The organism is Egicoccus halophilus (assembly GCF_004300825.1).
Lineage (GTDB): Bacteria > Actinomycetota > Nitriliruptoria > Nitriliruptorales > Nitriliruptoraceae > Egicoccus > Egicoccus halophilus.
Genome location: NZ_CP036250.1, coordinates 3,473,115 through 3,489,934, shown reverse-complemented (window position 1 = coordinate 3,489,934; position 16,820 = coordinate 3,473,115). Strand labels below are relative to the sequence as shown.

16 protein-coding genes are annotated in these 16,820 nt (G+C 71.8%); 13 read left to right on the top strand and 3 right to left on the bottom strand.

Translation table 11 applies throughout. The annotated features are described in order from the left end of the window. Nucleotides 1-3 precede the first annotated feature (3 nt). The 13 genes from ELR47_RS15865 (at nucleotide 4) to ELR47_RS15805 (ending at nucleotide 12,753) form a co-directional block, all read left to right on the top strand. Nucleotides 4-843, top strand: coding sequence for a CoA transferase subunit A (locus ELR47_RS15865; RefSeq protein ID WP_130650765.1), 840 nt, complete (start codon nucleotides 4-6; stop codon nucleotides 841-843). Beyond that, nucleotides 840-1,610, top strand: a complete 771-nt coding sequence (locus ELR47_RS15860; RefSeq protein WP_130650764.1) for a CoA-transferase subunit beta — start codon at nucleotides 840-842, stop codon at nucleotides 1,608-1,610. The genes ELR47_RS15865 and ELR47_RS15860 overlap by 4 nt, the downstream gene beginning before the upstream one ends. After that, nucleotides 1,597-2,976, top strand: coding sequence for a lyase family protein (locus ELR47_RS15855; protein WP_130650763.1), 1,380 nt, complete (start codon nucleotides 1,597-1,599; stop codon nucleotides 2,974-2,976). The genes ELR47_RS15860 and ELR47_RS15855 overlap by 14 nt, the downstream gene beginning before the upstream one ends. After that, entirely contained in the window at nucleotides 2,973-3,794 is an 822-nt protein-coding gene (pcaD, locus tag ELR47_RS15850; protein WP_205745317.1) for a 3-oxoadipate enol-lactonase, read from the top strand. The genes ELR47_RS15855 and pcaD overlap by 4 nt, the downstream gene beginning before the upstream one ends. Next, nucleotides 3,787-5,001 carry an acetyl-CoA C-acetyltransferase gene (locus ELR47_RS15845; protein WP_130650762.1) on the top strand — a complete coding sequence of 405 codons (1,215 nt, stop codon included), beginning with the start codon at nucleotides 3,787-3,789 and terminating at the stop codon, nucleotides 4,999-5,001. Before pcaD ends, ELR47_RS15845 begins: the two co-directional genes overlap by 8 nt. A gap of 53 nt (nucleotides 5,002-5,054) precedes the next feature. After that, nucleotides 5,055-5,477 (top strand): universal stress protein, encoded by a 423-nt coding sequence (locus ELR47_RS15840; RefSeq protein WP_130650761.1) that lies wholly within the window; start codon nucleotides 5,055-5,057, stop codon nucleotides 5,475-5,477. 223 nt (nucleotides 5,478-5,700) lie between these two features. Beyond that, the gene (locus ELR47_RS15835) at nucleotides 5,701-6,873 is read left to right on the top strand and encodes a TRAP transporter substrate-binding protein (protein ID WP_130650760.1); all 1,173 of its coding nucleotides are present in this window, start codon (nucleotides 5,701-5,703) and stop codon (nucleotides 6,871-6,873) included. Nucleotides 6,874-6,921: 48 nt separating this feature from the next. Beyond that, complete coding sequence (locus tag ELR47_RS15830; RefSeq protein WP_130650759.1) at nucleotides 6,922-7,515, top strand: TRAP transporter small permease; 594 nt, start codon at nucleotides 6,922-6,924, stop codon at nucleotides 7,513-7,515. A gap of 2 nt (nucleotides 7,516-7,517) precedes the next feature. Continuing rightward, nucleotides 7,518-8,816, top strand: a complete 1,299-nt coding sequence (locus tag ELR47_RS15825) for a TRAP transporter large permease (protein ID WP_130650758.1) — start codon at nucleotides 7,518-7,520, stop codon at nucleotides 8,814-8,816. A gap of 35 nt (nucleotides 8,817-8,851) precedes the next feature. Next, complete coding sequence (locus tag ELR47_RS15820; RefSeq protein ID WP_130650757.1) at nucleotides 8,852-9,739, top strand: SDR family NAD(P)-dependent oxidoreductase; 888 nt, start codon at nucleotides 8,852-8,854, stop codon at nucleotides 9,737-9,739. A gap of 67 nt (nucleotides 9,740-9,806) precedes the next feature. Beyond that, nucleotides 9,807-10,268 carry a MaoC family dehydratase gene (locus tag ELR47_RS15815; RefSeq protein WP_130650756.1) on the top strand — a complete coding sequence of 154 codons (462 nt, stop codon included), beginning with the start codon at nucleotides 9,807-9,809 and terminating at the stop codon, nucleotides 10,266-10,268. 28 nt (nucleotides 10,269-10,296) lie between these two features. Beyond that, on the top strand, nucleotides 10,297-11,160 hold the full coding sequence (locus ELR47_RS15810) for an amidohydrolase family protein (RefSeq protein WP_130651443.1): 864 nt from the start codon (nucleotides 10,297-10,299) through the stop codon (nucleotides 11,158-11,160). Nucleotides 11,161-11,214: 54 nt separating this feature from the next. Further along, the gene (locus ELR47_RS15805; RefSeq protein ID WP_130650755.1) at nucleotides 11,215-12,753 is read left to right on the top strand and encodes an acyl-CoA synthetase; all 1,539 of its coding nucleotides are present in this window, start codon (nucleotides 11,215-11,217) and stop codon (nucleotides 12,751-12,753) included. Between the two features lie 34 nt (nucleotides 12,754-12,787). Here ELR47_RS15805 and ELR47_RS15800 read toward each other — a convergent pair whose 3' ends face one another. From ELR47_RS15800 to ELR47_RS15790, 3 genes are all read right to left on the bottom strand, one after another. Next, a complete protein-coding gene (locus ELR47_RS15800) occupies nucleotides 12,788-13,681 on the bottom strand; it encodes a PaaX family transcriptional regulator (RefSeq protein WP_130650754.1) in 894 nt (297 codons plus the stop codon). Between the two features lie 132 nt (nucleotides 13,682-13,813). After that, nucleotides 13,814-15,967 carry a DUF6351 family protein gene (locus ELR47_RS15795; RefSeq protein WP_130650753.1) on the bottom strand — a complete coding sequence of 718 codons (2,154 nt, stop codon included), beginning with the start codon at nucleotides 15,965-15,967 and terminating at the stop codon, nucleotides 13,814-13,816. Nucleotides 15,968-16,319: 352 nt separating this feature from the next. Continuing rightward, on the bottom strand, nucleotides 16,320-16,814 hold the full coding sequence (locus ELR47_RS15790; protein ID WP_130650752.1) for a methylated-DNA--[protein]-cysteine S-methyltransferase: 495 nt from the start codon (nucleotides 16,812-16,814) through the stop codon (nucleotides 16,320-16,322). Nucleotides 16,815-16,820 lie beyond the last annotated feature (6 nt).

The window sequence follows — 16,820 nt, the reverse complement described above, 5'->3', positions numbered from 1 at the left end:
CGCATGGCCGACATCGTCTCCCTCCCGGACGCCATCGCGGCGCACGTACGTGATGGCGACACCGTCGCCATGGAGGGCTTCACGCATCTCATCCCGTTCGCCGCGGGGCACGAGATCATCCGGCAGGGCCGACGCGGGCTGACGCTGGTCCGGATGACCCCGGACCTGATCTACGACCAGCTCATCGGCGCCGGCTGTGCCAGCAAGCTGGTGTTCTCGTGGGGCGGCAACCCGGGTGTCGGGTCCCTCCACCGCCTCCGCGACGCGGTCGAGCACGCCTGGCCGAACGCGCTCGAGATCGAGGAGCACAGTCACGCGGCCATGGCCGCTGCCTTCCACGCCGGTGCCGCGGGCCTGCCCTTCGGGACACTGCGCGGGTACGCCGGGTCGGACCTGCGTCGCGTCAACCGCAACGTCCGCTCGGTCACCTGCCCGTTCACCGGCGAGGAGCTCGCGGCCGTCCCCGCCCACCGGCCCGACGTCAGCATCGTCCACGCCCAGCGCGCCGACCGGCACGGCAACGTGCTCGTCGAGGGCATCGTCGGCGTGCAGAAGGAGGCGGTCCTGGCGGCGGAGCGGTCGGTGGTCACCGTCGAGGAGGTGGTCGATGACCTCGCTGCGCCCAGCCCGAACTCCGTGATCCTGCCGTCATGGGCCGTCGACGCGGTGGCCGTCGCCCCACGCGGCGCCGCGCCGTCGTACGCCCACGGCTACTACGACCGGGACAACGCCTTCTACCAGTCGTGGGACGCGATCTCACGCGACCGCGAGACGTTCGAGACCTGGATCCGCGAGCACGTGCTGGAGGCAGGCACGGCCGACGCGGGCGGAGCATCGACATGAGCGACTACACCTCCGACGAGCTGCTGACCGTCGCGGCCGCTCGCGCGTTGCGCAACGACGACGTCTGCTTCGTCGGCATCGGCGCGCCGTCGGCCGCCTGCAATCTCGCCCGGCTCACCCATGCGCCCGACATCGTGCTCATCTACGAGTCCGGCACGTTGCAGACGCGCCCCGACGTGCTCCCGTTGTCCATCGGCGACGGCGAGCTGTGCGAGACCGCGCTGACCACGGTGCCGGTCGTGGAAATGTTCCAGTACTGGCTCCAGGGGGGACGCATCTCCAAGGGGTTCCTCGGCGGCGCGCAGATCGATCGCTTCGCCAACATCAACACCACCGTGATCGGTGACTACGACGCGCCGAAGGTCCGCCTGCCCGGAGGCGGCGGCGCGCCCGAGATCGCCGGCTCGTGCGGCGAGGTGCTGATCACGGCCAAGCACTCGACGCGCACCTTCGTCGAGGCGGTCGACTTCGTCACCTCGCTCGGTCACGGCCGAGGTCCCGACGACCGGCGTGCGGCCGGGCTCTCGACCGCCGGGCCGGTGCTGGCCGTCACCGACCTGTGTCTGCTGGAACCCGATGCACGGACCCGGGAACTGGTCGTCACCTCGCTGCACGAGGGCGTCACCCGCGCACAGGTCGAGGAGGCGACGGGCTGGCCGGTCCGGTTCGCCGACGAGGTGGCCACGACCCCGCCGCCGAGCGACGAGGAGCTGCGGGTGCTGCGCGACCTGCACGAGCGCACCGAGCGGGCCCATGCCGGCAACTGACCACGAGTGGTCCGACGGTCTGCTCGAGGCCGGTCTCGGTGACGCGGAGGTGGCCGCCGTCGTCGGCTGGACGGCACGCGTCCGTCGGATGGTGGAGGTCGAGGCGGCACTCGGCCGGGCGCTGGCCGGCGCCGGTGTGATCCCGGACGGGGCCGGTGACGCGATCACCCGCGCGTGCGACCCGGAGCGGCTCGACCTCGACGTCCTGGCGCGTCGGGCGGCTCGGTCGGCGACCCCCGTCATCCCGCTGGTGGCCGCACTCGCCGAACAGGCCGAACCGCTCGCGGCCGCCTGGCTGCACCATGGCGCGACGAGCCAGGACGTCGTCGACACGGCCACGGTCCTGCAGCTGCGGGAGGCGCTGGCGCTCCTCGACCGCCGCCTGGCCGACGCGGCCGACCACGCCGCCGAACTCGCCCGCCGGCACCGCGACACCGTGATGGCGGGCCGCACGCTCGGCCAACAGGCGGTGCCGACGACGTTCGGTCTGCTCGCCGCGCGCTGGCTCGGCGCGCTCGCCCGCCGGCGCGAGCAGCTGGCGGTGCTACGGACCCGCGTGCTCGTCGTCCAGCTCGGCGGTTCGGTCGGGACCCGTGCGGTGTGGGCCGACCGTGCCGACGCCGTCGTCGAGGCGCTGGCGGGCGAACTGCAGCTGGCGGTTCCGGACCTGCCCTGGCACGCGGAGCGTGACCGCATCGCCGAGCTGGCCGGCGCGCTGTCGGCGGTGGCCGCCGTCGTGGGAACCGTGGCCACCGACCTGGTGCTGCTCGCGCAGAGTGAGCTCGGCGAGGTCGCCGAGGGCGCCGGCGAGGGGCCCGGCTCTTCGGCGATGCCGCACAAGCGCAATCCCGTGCACGCCACCGCGGCCCGGGCGGCGGCCCGCCTGGCGCAGGGCGAGTGTTCGCTGTTGCTGCAGGCCACCGCCGGACACGAACTCGAACGCGCCGCCGGTGCCTGGCAGGCCGAGTGGGTCGCGCTGCCGTCCGCGCTGGTGCGGACCACCGGGGCCGTCACCCGGTTGGGCGCGGCACTGCAGGGACTCGAGGTCGACCCGGCTCGCATGCGTGCCAACCTCGCCGCCAACCTCGGTCTCACCGGCTCCGAGGCGCTGGCGACCGTGCTGTCGCCGGCCCTCGGGCGGGTCGACGCCCAGGCTCTGGTCGGTGAGCTCGCCGCGCGCGCGGCCACGCAACGGCGTGCCCTGGCCGAGGTCGCCGCGCAGGACGAGCGGGTACGCGCCGTTCTCGCGCTCGACGAGCTCACGGCGGCGCTCGACCCGACGGCCGTGGTGGCACAGGTCGCTCCGCTCGTCGACCGGGCCCTGGCCGCATACGCGCGTCCACGCCCGACACCGGAGGTCCCATGAGCGAGCGAACGGTCCGGACCGACGACGGCGTCGCGCTGCACACCCGGCTCGACGGGCCGGCCGACGCGCCGTACCTGCTCACGATCAACTCGCTCGGCACCGACCTCACGACCTGGGAGGCCCAGGTCGCCGACTGGGCGACCACCCGCCGGGTGCTGCGCTACGACCAACGTGGGCACGGTGCGTCGTCCGTACCCGCCGGCCCGTACACGATCGACCGACTCGGCCACGACGCGTTGGCCGTGCTCGACGCGTACGGGATCGAGCGCGTCGACGTGTGCGGGCTCTCGCTGGGCGGTGTGGTGGCGCTGTGGCTGGGCGCGCACGCGCCCGATCGTGTGTCCCGACTGGTCCTGGCCGACACCGCCGCACGGGTGGGCACCGAGCAGGGATGGCGCGAACGAGCGGCGCTCGTGCGCGAACAGGGCATGGACGCGGTCGTCGACCTCGTCCTCGGCCGCTTCTTCAGCCCGGACTTCCGCCGCAGCGGGGCCCCGGCGCTGGACGCCGTCGCGACGGCGCTGCGCGACACCCGACCGGAGGGCTATGCCGCGAGCTGTGAGGCGCTGGCCACCGCCGACCTGCGCGAGGTGGCCGGACGGGTCGGCGCCCCCGCGCTGGTGCTCGTCGGCACGGCCGACGAGGCGACACCGCCGAGCGACGCGCGGGCGCTCGCGGACCGTTTGCCCGCCGCCACCTATGTCGAGTTGCCCGTCGCCGGTCACCTCGCCAATCTCGAGCAGCCCGAGGCGTTCTCCGCACAGGTCGCCGACTTCCTCGCCGCCACCACTTCCTCGTCAGGAGACATCCATGCGTGATGCCGTGATCTGCGAACCGCTGCGAACCCCGGTCGGGCGCTTCGGTGGAGCGTTGCGCGACGTGTCGGCGCCGCAGTTGGCCGCCACCGTGATCCGCGCGCTGGTCGAGCGGACCGGCCTCGACCCCGAGCGCATCGACGACGTCATCCTCGGCAACGGCTATCCGAGCGGCGAGGCACCGGCGATCGGTCGCGTCGCTGCGCTCGACGCCGGTCTGCCCGTCGACGTGCCGGGCCTCCAGCTCGATCGCCGCTGCGGGTCGGGCCTGCAGGCGGTCATCGACGCCGCGATGCGGGTCCAGACCGGCGTCGCCGAGGTCGTGCTGGCCGGCGGTGCCGAGTCGATGAGCTCGGTCGAGTTCTACACCGACCGCATCCGTTGGGGGGTCAAGGCCGGGGGCGTGGAGCTCGCCGACCGCCTCGCCCGCGCCCGGGTGACCGCCGGTGGTGAGCACCACCCGGTGCCCGGAGGGATGCTCGAGACCGCCGAGAACCTGCGTCGCGACCACCGCATCGACCGCGAACGGCAGGACGAGCTGGCGCTGCGGTCGCATCAGCGTGCCGTCGCCGCGCAGCAGGACGGTCGCTTCGACGACGAACTGGTGCCGGTCGAGGTCCCGCAGCGCAAGGGCGACCCGGTGGTCGTCGACACCGACGAGCACCCCCGTGCCGACACCACCCTCGAGACCCTGGCGAAGCTCCGCCCGGTGATGGGACGGCAGGACGAGGAGGCGACCGTCACGGCCGGCAACTCCTCGGGACAGAACGACGGCGCGGCGATCTGCGTGGTGACCACGCCGGAGCGGGCCGAGGCGCTGGGCCTGCGGCCGCTGGCCCGTCTGGTGACCTGGGCCGTCGCCGGGGTGCCGCCGAAGACCATGGGCATCGGCCCGGTCCCGGCGACGGCCGCCGTGCTCGAGCGGGCCGAAATCGGGATGGACGAACTCGACCTGATCGAGCTCAACGAGGCCTTCGCCGCGCAGGTGCTGGCCGTGACCGACACCTGGGGCGTCGACCCGATCGGTGACGAGCGCTTCAACCCCAACGGCTCGGGGATCTCGCTGGGCCATCCGGTGGGCGCCACCGGTGCCCGGATCCTGGCGACACTGCTGCGTGAGCTCGACCGCCGGGAGGCCCGCTACGGCCTCGAGACGATGTGCATCGGCGGCGGCCAGGGCATGGCGGCCCTCTTCGAGCGGGTCCGGTGACGTCCGCCCCCGCCACGGCCCGAGGTGATCGCGACGACGCAGGAGCTCGCAGAATGAAGGTGCTGGCCGGTGTGCTCGACACGCCCGAAGGGCGTGCAGCGGTGGATGCGGCGGCCGAGGCGGCCCGAGTCCGCGAGGGTGAACTGCTGCTCGTCGTGTACGTGCCGAGCCCGCACGACAGCCAGGCGAGCCGCAGTTTCGGCTCGGAGATGGATGCGGCACGCCAACGAGCGGAGACCGTCGCCGCGCCGCTGCGCGAACGAGGCCTGACCGTGTCGGTGCACGCGCCGGTGGGCCCGGTCTCGGCGTCCGAGGCGATCCTGCGCGTCGCGCAGGACCAGGCCGTGGACCTCGTCGTCATCGGGCTGCGGCGGCGATCCCGGGTCGGCAAGCTGGTCCTGGGCAGCAACGCCCAGGACGTGCTCCTCGGTGCCGAGGCCGCGGTGCTGGCCGTCAAGGCCGGCGCGGACGACTAGCGAGGTGGGCACGGCCCCCTCCCGTCCTGGCTCCCGTCAGCCGGGCGGAGCACCCGTGGCTCGGCGTCGCCGACGCTGCGGTGGTGGGGGGTGACCGTGCCAAGCATGACAACTGCTTGACACATGGACACTTCATTGCATTGAATGGCGGTGCCGGGTCGACGGGAGTGGTCCGGTGAGTCAGGCGCGAGGCCGAGCCCGCGACCTCTACAGGGAGAGCTCCATGGCACGTGCAAAGAGACGGGGACGCTCCAGGCGGCCGCTGGCCGCGTTGGCTGCGGTCGCACTGGTGGCGATCAGCTGTGGCGGTGGGGATGCCGGTTCCGAGCCGGCCGGAGACCTCACGGCCGACGAGGACGGTGGTGTGACGGCCACGGACGACGACGCGACGGCCACCGAGGACGACGCGGCGGCCACCGACGACGACGCGGCGGCCGAGGACTTCGGGGACGACGTCACGTTGACCTTCGGGCACCCCTTCCCGCCCACCGACCCGATGCAGGTGAACGTCTGGGAGCCCTGGGTCGAGGAGGTCCGGGAGGCGACCGGCGGCACCGTCGACATCGAGATCCACGCCGGAGGTGCCCTGGCGCCCGGCCCGCAGGTCTACGAGAACGTGGTCGCCGGGGCGCAGGACCTGGGCTGGACCATGCCCGGCTACACGCCCGGTCGATTCCCGATCACGCAGATCATCGAGGCCCCGTTCGTCTTCGACGGTGCCATCGAGGGCACCGAGGTCGCCACCGAGCTGTGGAACGAGTTCGACGCGTTCCAGGAGGAGTTCTCCGACACCAAGGTCCTGTCGCTGTGGGCGATGGACACCGGGGACCTGTTCACGCGTGACACCCCCGTCGAACAGCTCGAGGACCTGGAGGGCCTGACGATCCGCAGCCCTGCCCCGCTGCAGAGCCAGGCGCTCGAGGCGATGGGCGCCAACGCGGTCAGCATGCCGGGTCCGGACATCTACGACGCGGTCGAACGTGGGGTCATCGACGGCTACAAGCTCGCCAACTCCGCCACCCGCGTCTTCGACCTCGGTGGGACCACCGCCTACCGCACGATCTGCAACTGCTACACCGGCGCCTTCGTCCTCGCCATGAGCCAGCAGGCCTGGGACCGGCTGTCGCCGGCGCAGCAGGATGCCCTCGAGTCACTGACCGGTCCGGACCTCGCCATGCGCCTCGCCGAGGGTCACCAGGGCGCCGCCGACGACACCGAGGCGACCTACTGGCCCGAGAACGACGTCGAGTCGATCGAGCTCGACCCCGAGGAGTTCGACCGCATGCGGGACGCCGTCCAGCCGGTGTTCGACCAGTGGATCCAGGAGATGGAGTCCGCGGGGGTCCCCGGACAGGAGATGGCCGACCGGCTCTTCGAGCTGACCGGCGCAAACTGACCGGCGACGACACGCGGACCGCACACATGACGACGGGTGACCCCTGGCATGCCTGAACCCTCACCCAACGGCGACGCGGACGCGGCAGACGCCGCGGCCGCCGCCGGCGCACCGGCCGGCCTGACGCTGCAGGACCTGCAGCGTCAGCACGGGGACCGGTTCGGCCAGGGGCTCGCCCGCGTCACCATGGTGCTGCACGTCGGCGCCGGCGTGACCCTGGTGGCACTGCTGGCCTGGACCGTCACCGACATCGTCGGGCGCTCGTTCTTCGGCAACCCACTGCGTGGAACGGTCGAGTTGACCGAGCTGGCCGTCGTCGTGCTGGTCTACCTCGGACTGGCGCGGGTCGAGAGCCAGGACGCCCACATCTCGGTCGACCTGCTCTACGTGCGGCTCGGCCGGCGCGCGCAGCTCGGGCTCCGGGCGTTCGCGGGCGTCGTCGGCTTCCTGGTGGTCGCGGTGATGACCTGGCGTCTGTACGTCTACGCCGGACAGCTCGATGCCGGTGGCTACACGACGGGCATCCGGCGGGTGCCGCTGTACCCGGTGGCGCTGCTCGGCGTCGCCGGCGCAGCCGCCTTCGGCCTGTCGATCCTCACCAACCTCGTCCTGGTCGTCCGCTCGCTCGTGCGGGGACGCTGACCATGGCGAACGAACTCGTCGGCCTCGTCGGCTTCCTCGTGATGCTGGCGCTGATCGCGCTCCGGGTGCCGGTCGCGATCGCCATGATCGGCGTCGCCGTCGTCGGCTACGCCTACATCGTCTCGCCGGACGCGGCGCTGGCACGTCTCGGCGCCGACGCGTTCCGGGGTGCCTCGCTCTACAGCCTGTCCGTCATCCCGTTCTTCATCCTGATGGGCATGGTGCTGGCCAACGCCAACCTGGGTCGGGACGTCTACGTCGCCCTCGACCGCTTCCTGTGGCGTGTGCGCGGCGGCCTGTCGGTCGCGACCATCGCGGCGTCGACGATGTTCGCGTCCGTCAGTGGCTCGAGCATCGCCTCGGCATCGACCATGTCGCGGGTCGCGGTGCCCGAGATGCAGCGCTACGGCTACGACGACGGGCTGTCCGCCGCGTCGGCTGCGGTCGGTGGCACGCTCGGTTCGCTCATCCCGCCGAGCGCGCTGTTGGTCCTGTACGGCGTGCTGACCGCCGAACCGATCGGTCAGGTGCTGATCGCGGGCTTCCTGCCCGGACTGATGACCGCCCTGATCCTGATGGTGACCGCCTGGCTGCTGGTGCGGCGGCGACCGTCGCTCGCCCCGACCCAGCCCGAGCGCCCCGAGATCACCGTTGCCGGGGCGGTCCGACTCGTGTGGGCGGTTCCCGCCATCTTCGCGATCAGCATGGGCGGGCTGTACTTCGGCGTGTTCACCCCGACCGAGTCCGGCGCCGCCGGGGCCTTCCTGGCCCTGCTCTACGCCCTGGCGACCCGACGGCTGACGCTGCGCCGCTTCTACGCCGCGGTCAACGACAGCATCAAGGTCAGCGCCCAGATCTTCCTGCTCATGATCGCCGGGCAGATGTTCGGCTTCTTCCTCGCCGTGACCCGGATCCCCATGTGGCTCGGACGCACGATCAGCGACATCGACCTCACACCGTGGCTGGTCGTCGTGATGATCTTCGCGATCTACTTCGTCCTCGGCGCCGTCATGGACGAGATCGCGATCCTGGTGATCATGACGCCGATGATGTATCCGGTCGTCATCGACCTGGGCTACGACGGGATCTGGTTCGGCGTCCTCACGATGATGATGCTGCTGACCGGTCTGCTCACCCCGCCGATCGGGCTGATCACCTTCGTCGTCTCCGGTCTCACGGGCATCCCGCTGAGCAAGGTCTTCCGGGGGCTGACGCCGTTCTGGCTCGCGCTGTGCCTCGCGATCCTGCTGGTCATCGCCTTCCCGGCGATCGCGACCTACCTGCCCTCGCTCATGCAGTGAATCGTTCCCCCACATCCCGAGACAAGGACGAGGACATGACCGACATCGACCTGCACGACCGCGTGGTCATCGTGACCGGCGCCGGCGGCGGCCTCGGGCGGAGCCACGCGCTCTCGCTCGCGGAGCGTGGTGCCCGCGTCGTCGTCAACGACCTCGGCGGTGGCGATGGTCAGGTCCCGTCGGCGGCGGCCGTGGTCGACGAGATCGAGGCGGCCGGTGGCACGGCGATCGCCGTGGAGGCGTCCGTCGCCGAGCGTGCGAGCGCCGAGGACATCGTGGCCCGCGCACTGGACGCCTTCGGTCAGGTCGACGGGCTGGTCAACAACGCCGGCATCCTGCGCGACCGGTCGTTCGCGAAGATGACCGAGCAGGAGGTGCGTGACGTCCTCGAGGTCCACCTCCTCGGGGCCTTCCACCTCACCGCCGCCGTCTGGCCCCACTTCAAGGAGCAGGGGTTCGGTCGCATCGTCAACACGACCTCGCCGGCCGGGCTGTTCGGCAACTTCGGTCAGGCGAACTACGCCTCGGCCAAGATGGGGCTGGTCGGCCTGACCCGGACCCTCGCCATCGAGGGTGCCCGGGCCGGGATCAACGTCAACATCGTGGCGCCGCTCGCCGCGTCGCGCATGACCGAGACGATCCTGCCGCCGGAGGCGCTGGAGAAGCTCGACCCCGCGCTGGTGTCCCCGCTGGTGACCTGGCTCGTCGCTCCGGCGTGCGGGCACTCCGGCGGGGTGTTCAGCGCCGGCGGCGGCTTCGTCGGACGAGTCGCGGTCCTGCAGGGACGCGGCGTGGTGTTCGACGGGGAGCTGCGCCCCGAGGACCTCGCCGAGCGGTGGGACGAGGTGGTCGACGTCGCCGACGCCGTCGAGTTCGACGGTGGCGCCGCGCAGCAGGGCGACTGGGTGCTGGGCCAGGTCTGACGACCACGAGACATCAACGACACGGCTCCGGCGCGCGCCGGGCCGAACGACACGAGAGGAACGAACGATGGCCGAGACACGGATCGTCGAAGGACGTGAGGGGCTCGAGGCCCTGGTCGGGCAGCAGGTCGGCGCGACCGACTGGATCGAGATCAGCCAGGAACAGGTCGACCAGTTCGCCGACGCCACCGGCGACCACCAGTGGATCCACGTCGACGTGGAGCGCGCGGCCGACGGCCCCTTCGGTGGCACCATCGCGCACGGGTTCCTGACCCTGGGGTTGATCCCGCGGGTGCTGACGAGCGTCGTCGACGTCCAGGGATTCTCCATGGTGGTCAACTACGGACTGGACAAGGTGCGCTTCCCGGCACCGGTACCGGTCGGGGCCAAGGTGCGTGGCGTCGTCGTGCTCGACGAGGTCAGCGAGGCCGGCGCCGGCGTGCAGGTCGCCTACCAGATCACCATCGAGGTCGACGGCAGCGAGAAGCCGGCCTGCGTGGCGCGCTTCCTCGAACGCCGATTCGCCTGACCGACCCTTCGGAGCCGACGTGACCACGCTGGACCTCGACGCCCTGGTGGCCATCGACGTGCACACGCACGCCGAGGTCTCCGACGACGGCCATCCCTCGCTCAGTCCGGAACTGGAGGCGGGCAAGGCGGCCTACTTCAAGGCCGACACGCCGCAGCCGACGGTCGACGAGCTCGCGGCGTACTACCGGGAACGTCGGATCGCCGCCGTGGTGTTCACCGTCGACGCGCAGGCGGCCACCGGCCATCCACCCATCGCCAACGACGAGGTGGCGGAGGCCTGCGCGCGCCACGCCGACGTCCTGATCCCCTTCGCCAGCCTGGACCCGCACCGCGGGCGCGCGGCGGTGGACGAGGCGCGGCGGCTCGTCGAGGACCACGGCGTCCGTGGCTTCAAGTTCCATCCGTCGCTGCAGGCGTTCTGGCCCAGCGACCGGATGGCCTACCCGCTCTACGAAGCGATCGAGGAGCTCGGCGTCCCCGCGCTGTTCCACTCCGGACAGACGGGGATCGGCTCGGGCCTGCCCGGCGGTGGGGGTATCCGGCTGAAGTACTCCAACCCCATGGAGCTCGACGACGTCGCCGTCGACTTCCCGGACCTGACGATCATCTGTGCACACCCGTCGGTTCCGTGGCAGGACGAGGCACTCGCCGTGGCGGCGCACAAGCCCAACGTCTACATCGACCTGTCGGGCTGGTCGCCGAAGTACTTCCCACCGCAGCTGGTCCGCCAGGCGAACTCCCTGCTCCGACACAAGGTGCTGTTCGGCTCGGACTATCCGGTCATCACCCCCGACCGATGGCTGCGTGACTTCGAACAGTTGGATCTCAAGGACGAGGTCCGGCCGTTGATCCTCAAGGAGAACGCGATCCGGGCGCTCGGACTCGCGTGACCCACGAGGACACCCCACGACGCGGATCGCCGGTCGGCCGGCAGGAGGACGTGCATGCAGGACCAGGGACTGGGCTCGTGGCCGCGGCGGCGCGCCCGCATCGGCGCGGCGGATCTGGCCGTCGTTCACGGTGAGGAACGACTGACCTACGGCGACCTCGAACGGCGGGTGCGCCGGCTCGCCAACGCCCTGGCGTCGACCGGCGTCGGGCGAGGTGACCGCGTCGCCTATCTCGGACCGAACCATCCGGCCTTCGTGGAGACGCTGTTCGCCACCGCCGCGCTCGGGGCCGTGTTCGTGCCGCTCAACACGCGCCTGGCGGCGGCGGAACTGGCCTACATGGTCCGTGACGCCGGCGTGCACACGCTCGTCAGCGACCAGCGGCTCGCCACGGCCATCGAGGCGACGCTGACCCTCGCTCCGGTCGGGCACCATGTCGTCGTGGCGCACGCGGACGGCGACGTCCCCGCTGCACCGGTCGCGGCCACGGACTACGCGTCGTTCGTTGCCGGCGGGGCGTCGACCCCGGTCGACGAACCGGTGGAGCTCGACGACCTTGCCATGGTGATGTACACGTCCGGGACGACCGGGGAGCCCAAGGGCGTGATGATCACCCACGGCAACCTGGCCTGGAACACCTTCAACGTCCTCATCGACGTCGACGTCTCCACCGAGGAGGTGACGTTGGTGAGCGCGCCGCTGTTCCACACCGCGGCCCTCAACCAGACCTTCCTGCCGACGTTCGTCAAGGGCGGCACCAGCGTGCTCGTCGGGGCGTTCGACCCGGCCGAGACGCTCGAACTGATCGCGCGACACCGGGTGACCTGGATGTTCGGGGTACCGGCGATGTTCCAGGCGCTCACCGCCGCGCCGGGGTGGGCCGAGGCCGACCTCTCGTCGGTCCGCGCCGTCGAGGCGGGCGGGGCCCCCGTGCCCGAGGAGCTCATCCGGACCTACCAGGCGCGTGGCCTGACGTTCATGCAGGGCTACGGCATGACCGAGGCGTCCCCGGGCGTGCTCTTCCTGCGGGCCAAGGACAGCCTGCGCAAGGTCGGCTCCGCCGGTGCGCCCTGCTTCTTCGTCGACGTGGACGTGGTCGACACCGACGGTCGCTCCGCGGCCCCCGGTGTCGCCGGCGAGGTGGTGGTGCAGGGCCCGAACGTCATGCGGGGCTACTGGAACAAGCCCGACGCGACGGCGGCCGTGCTCGACGAGCAGGGATGGTTCCGGTCGGGTGACGCCGCGGTCCGCGACGACGAGGGACATCTCGCGATCGTCGACCGCATGAAGGACATGTTCATCTCCGGGGGCGAGAACGTCTATCCCGCTGAGGTGGAGAACGCGCTGTACGAGCATCCGGCCATCGCCGAGGTGGCCGTCGTCGGCGTCCCCGACGAGCGCTGGGGTGAGGTGGGGCGGGCCTACGTCGTCCTGCGTGACGGCGCGAGCTTCGACCTCGACGAGGCGGAGCGCTTCCTCGACGGCCGGCTGGCCCGCTACAAGCGACCACGGTCGGTCGAGGTCGTCCCGTCGCTGCCGCGCAATGCGAGTGGCAAGCTGCTCAAGAAGGCCCTGCGCACGAGCGACGGCTGACGCCGGCGAACAGGGAGTCGTCGAGCGCGTCGGCTCAGCCGTCACCGCGGGCGAGGCGTTCGAACTGCTCGGCCGCGGGACCGGCGAGCGCGGCGTAGGTGGTCAGGAACACCTGGCGGGCGACTCCGCGCGGGAACCCGTCCGGCAGGAACGTCGCCGGCAGGTCCGGGTCGTCCCGGACGAGTCGACGCCAGTCGTCCACCAGCTCGGTCCGCTGCACCAGGGCCTCGGCGGGCGACACGCCGCCTCGCCGCGCCCGTTCGTGCAGCGGCTGGTACCGCTGCAGGTAGCCCTGGTAGGCGATCGCCAGGTCGTCGAGTTGCCAGGCGGCCTGCAGTCGGGCGCGTCCGTCCTCGAACAGCTCGACCTCCCGGCTGCGCAGCACGAGCGCGTCCGAGATGTCGAGTTCCGCGAGCTGGTCGCGGACCGCCTGGACCCGATCGTGCGGCGTCACCCAGGTGGCGTCGTAGATCGGCCAGAAGGTCAGCCACCGCAGGCGGGCCCGCAACAGCCGGCGCAGGTCGCCGTCGTCCAGCGGCAGCGAGAACGCGACCAGGGTCCAGGTGCCGTCCCAGGGTGGCTGCTGTTCGATCGCGAAGATGCGCTCTGCGCCGCGCTCGAGCAGCTGCAGGCTGCGCTCGGTGGGGGCATAGCTGGTCCGCCGGCCCTCCTTGGTGCGCTCGAGCAGCCCACGCTGCGTGAGCCGGCTGAGCGTCGCACGAGCGTTCGCCGGGGCGATGTCGAAGGCCTCGAGCACGCGGACCAGGCCAGCCGAGGGGAGCGGTGCACGTCCCCGCCGCCAGTAGTCGCCCAGCAGGGTCACGAGCAGCCGCTGCGAGCGGGCGCGTCCGAGCGCACGCGGCTGCAGGCTCGGAGCCGGCGAGGTCAGGAACTCGCCGACCTCGACGGCCTCGAACACGTCGGTCATGGACACTTCCCCGTGCAGTCGAAGGGTCCCGGGCCGCCGGCGCGGTACGCCGTCGGCCGAGACCGCCCCGTGAAGTCTACGCGCGCGGGTGGCCAGGACCCGGTCGGGCCCTGGCCACCCGCGCGGCTCCGATCAGAAGCGCAGCCAGGTGCCTTGCAGCGGCACCTGCCCGACGCCAGGCTGTGACCAGTCACAGACGCCGTCGGGGAAGACGGCCTGCAGACGGGCCCACTGCTCGTCGGTGAACTCGACGCCGTAGGACGCCCGGTCGAGCGGCTGGAGCTGGCACTTCAGCACGTCCGACGCGGTCGGCCCACCGGCGACGACCCGCGGGTTGCGGTGGTAGGGGAACAGCTGGTTGCAGGCCGCGGACGGGTCGAGCGTGATCGGTTCGTCGATCCGCGTGCCGTCCGCCGCGACGCAGTGGTCGACGAGCCCGTCGGGCCGCGACTGCCGCGTGAGCTCCACCGCGTCGAGTGTCGGGCGGGTCTGCTCGAGTGCGGTCCTGGCCGTCAACCAGGCGTCCATCGCGGCCAACGCCGCCTCCCGTGCCTCGCTGGCCCGAGCACCGCTCGCGGTCGTCACGCTCACGTGGTTGTCGGCGTGACCGTTGGCGGCGACGAGACGCTCACGCATCGTCCAGGACCGGAACCGGTCGTGGAAGTCGCCCTGGAGGTCAGTGTACCCCCGGAACTCGATGATCGGCGTCCACTGCAACCCACCGTCGAACTGATTCACCCGACCGGTGGCGTAGGCGATCTCGAGGGCGTCGACGTCGGCCGAGGTGCGGTGGGCGGTGCGGTTGCCCTCGACGTCCAGACCGCCGATGCCCTCGTTGAGCGTGACGAACTGCTCCGGGGTGATCGTGCCGTCCTCGAGCGTCCGCAGGCCGTACTGGACACCGACGGTGTCCGGGACGATCGGTCGGCCGAAGCCGGTCGCCGGGTCGACGCCGTAGACGTTCGACACGAAGTCGGCGATCGCGCAGCGGATGCCGTCGGGGTTGTCGGTCGGGTGGTAGCGGTCGGCGGGCGGGATGTGTCCGGGGCAGGACGCGGGCCAGTCGACGCCGTCGAAGAACTGGTACCCGAAGCACGTCCCGGAGGTGGCGAAGCCGGTGACGGCGGTGCGCTGCGCCGTGGACAACCCGGCGGCGCCGGCCGCCTGGGAGATGAACCGGCACTCGTGGCCACTGACCGTGGTCGAGCGCTCGTCGGGGTAGCCGATCTCCCCGATGACGCCGTCGAGGATGCCGGGGTAGGCGTTGGCGATCAGCAGTTGCTGCATCGTGCCGGCGGAACCACCCCAGCCCATCGTGAAGCGGGGCACGCCGTAGGTCTCGGTGACGTGCTCCTTGACCATCATGGCCGTCTCGGCAGACGTCACGTCGTTGCAGTTGTTCGCGAACACGTTGAACGTCGCGCTGGCGACCGCGTACCCCTGACGCAGCAGCAGGTCGTTCTCCACGCCGCCGGTGTTGGTCGCCTGGGTGTGACCGATGCCGCAGGCGCCGCCGAAGGTGTAGACCAGCCGCTCGTTCCAGCCGGGCGTGGCGGTCCAGGGGTCGGGCACCGGGGTACCGGGCTCGTGCAGCAGGGCGACCTCGTAGACGGCCCGGTTGATCGTGCCGCGTTCGACGCGGACGATGTAGGGCACGGTCTCGCCGTCGGACGTCGTGGTCGTCGCGAGGTTGCTCGGAAGGCTGCCGTCGGCGGGCAGGTTCGCGAAGGTGTTGTTGGTCGTGCGGTACCGGTAGGTGACCTGGGCCTCCTCGACGTGGCAGTTCTCGTCGACGGGACCGAGGTTCCACGGGTTGCCGGATGCGGTGCAGTACAGCGGGATGTGCGGACCGGAGAACACCGGGCCCTCGGCGGGGTGGTTGACCAGGGTCAACGTCGCCGACGGGCGACCGCGGCCCTGGCCGTTGGCGCGCACCTCGAGCTCGTTCTCCCCGAGGGTCAGGCCGTCGACGAGGCCGAGCAGTGTGCGTCCGTCCTCGACCGGACGGAAGGCGTCGCGGACGTCGCGGCCGTCGACCGTGACGCGCACCTGGTGGACCGGCACGTTGCGGGGGACCTCGATCCGGACCAGGGCGTCGCCGCCGCTGACCGAGTCGGCGCGCCCGCCGGCCACCTCGACCTGGAACTGCTTGTCGGGTTGGTTCAGCCCCGGTGGGGTGCCGACGGGGGTGTTCGGTGCGGCCGCGGCCATCGGTGCGGCCGCGGCCAGCACGAGCGTGACGCTCGTGACGAGCGCACGGCGGAGCCGTGCGGTGGTGACGTGCATGGGGTCGCTCCCTCTCCCGAGAACTCGTGCGGGCGATCTCCCGACGCCCGCGAGGACCTCGGCGGCCCTCACCGGAGAAACAATGCGAAACAGACCCTCATGTCAAGCGAAATGCATTGCTTTTGCCGGAGTCGTGCGGAACACTCGCTCCCGGGCCTCCGCGCGGCGTCGGCCGGTGTCGTCCTGCGCGGACGCGGATCCGCCGGCGCGCGCCGCGCGAGCACCCGGCGCGACCCGCGCGGCGGCGGCTGGTTCGGCGCCGACCGCGTACGGCCGGCGCGGTGGGTGTGTCCGACGCCTCCGGGGTCGCCCCGTGGACCGGGCGGGGGACCGGCGCGTGGCGAGCTGTCGGTCAGACCAGCGACAACTGGGCGTGACCGCGTTCGAGGTCCAGCAGCGCCTGCTTGCGCGTGAGGCCGCCGCCGTAGCCGGTCAGCGTGCCGTTGGCGCCGACCACGCGGTGGCAGGGCACGACGATGCTGATCGGGTTGCGGCCGTTGGCCAGTCCGACCGCCCGCGACGCGGTCGGCTGGCCGATGCGTGCGGCGAGCTCGCCGTAGCTGATCGTCTCGCCGTACGGGATCTCGCCGAGCGCCTGCCAGACCCGCTGCTGGAACGGCGTTCCGGTCGCGAGGGCGAGCGGCAGGTCGAACGTGCGCCGCTCGCCGGCGAAGTACTCGGTCAGCTGTCGCGCCGCCCCGGCGACCGCGGTGTCGTCGCGCGGACCGAAGCCGTCCGACGCGGGGAGGTGCCGCTGGGCGTCGAGGTAGCAGCCGGTCAGCGCACCGTCGTCGTCGACGACGAGGGTGACCGGACCGATCGGGGTGTCGAGGACGCCGTGTCGCATGACGGT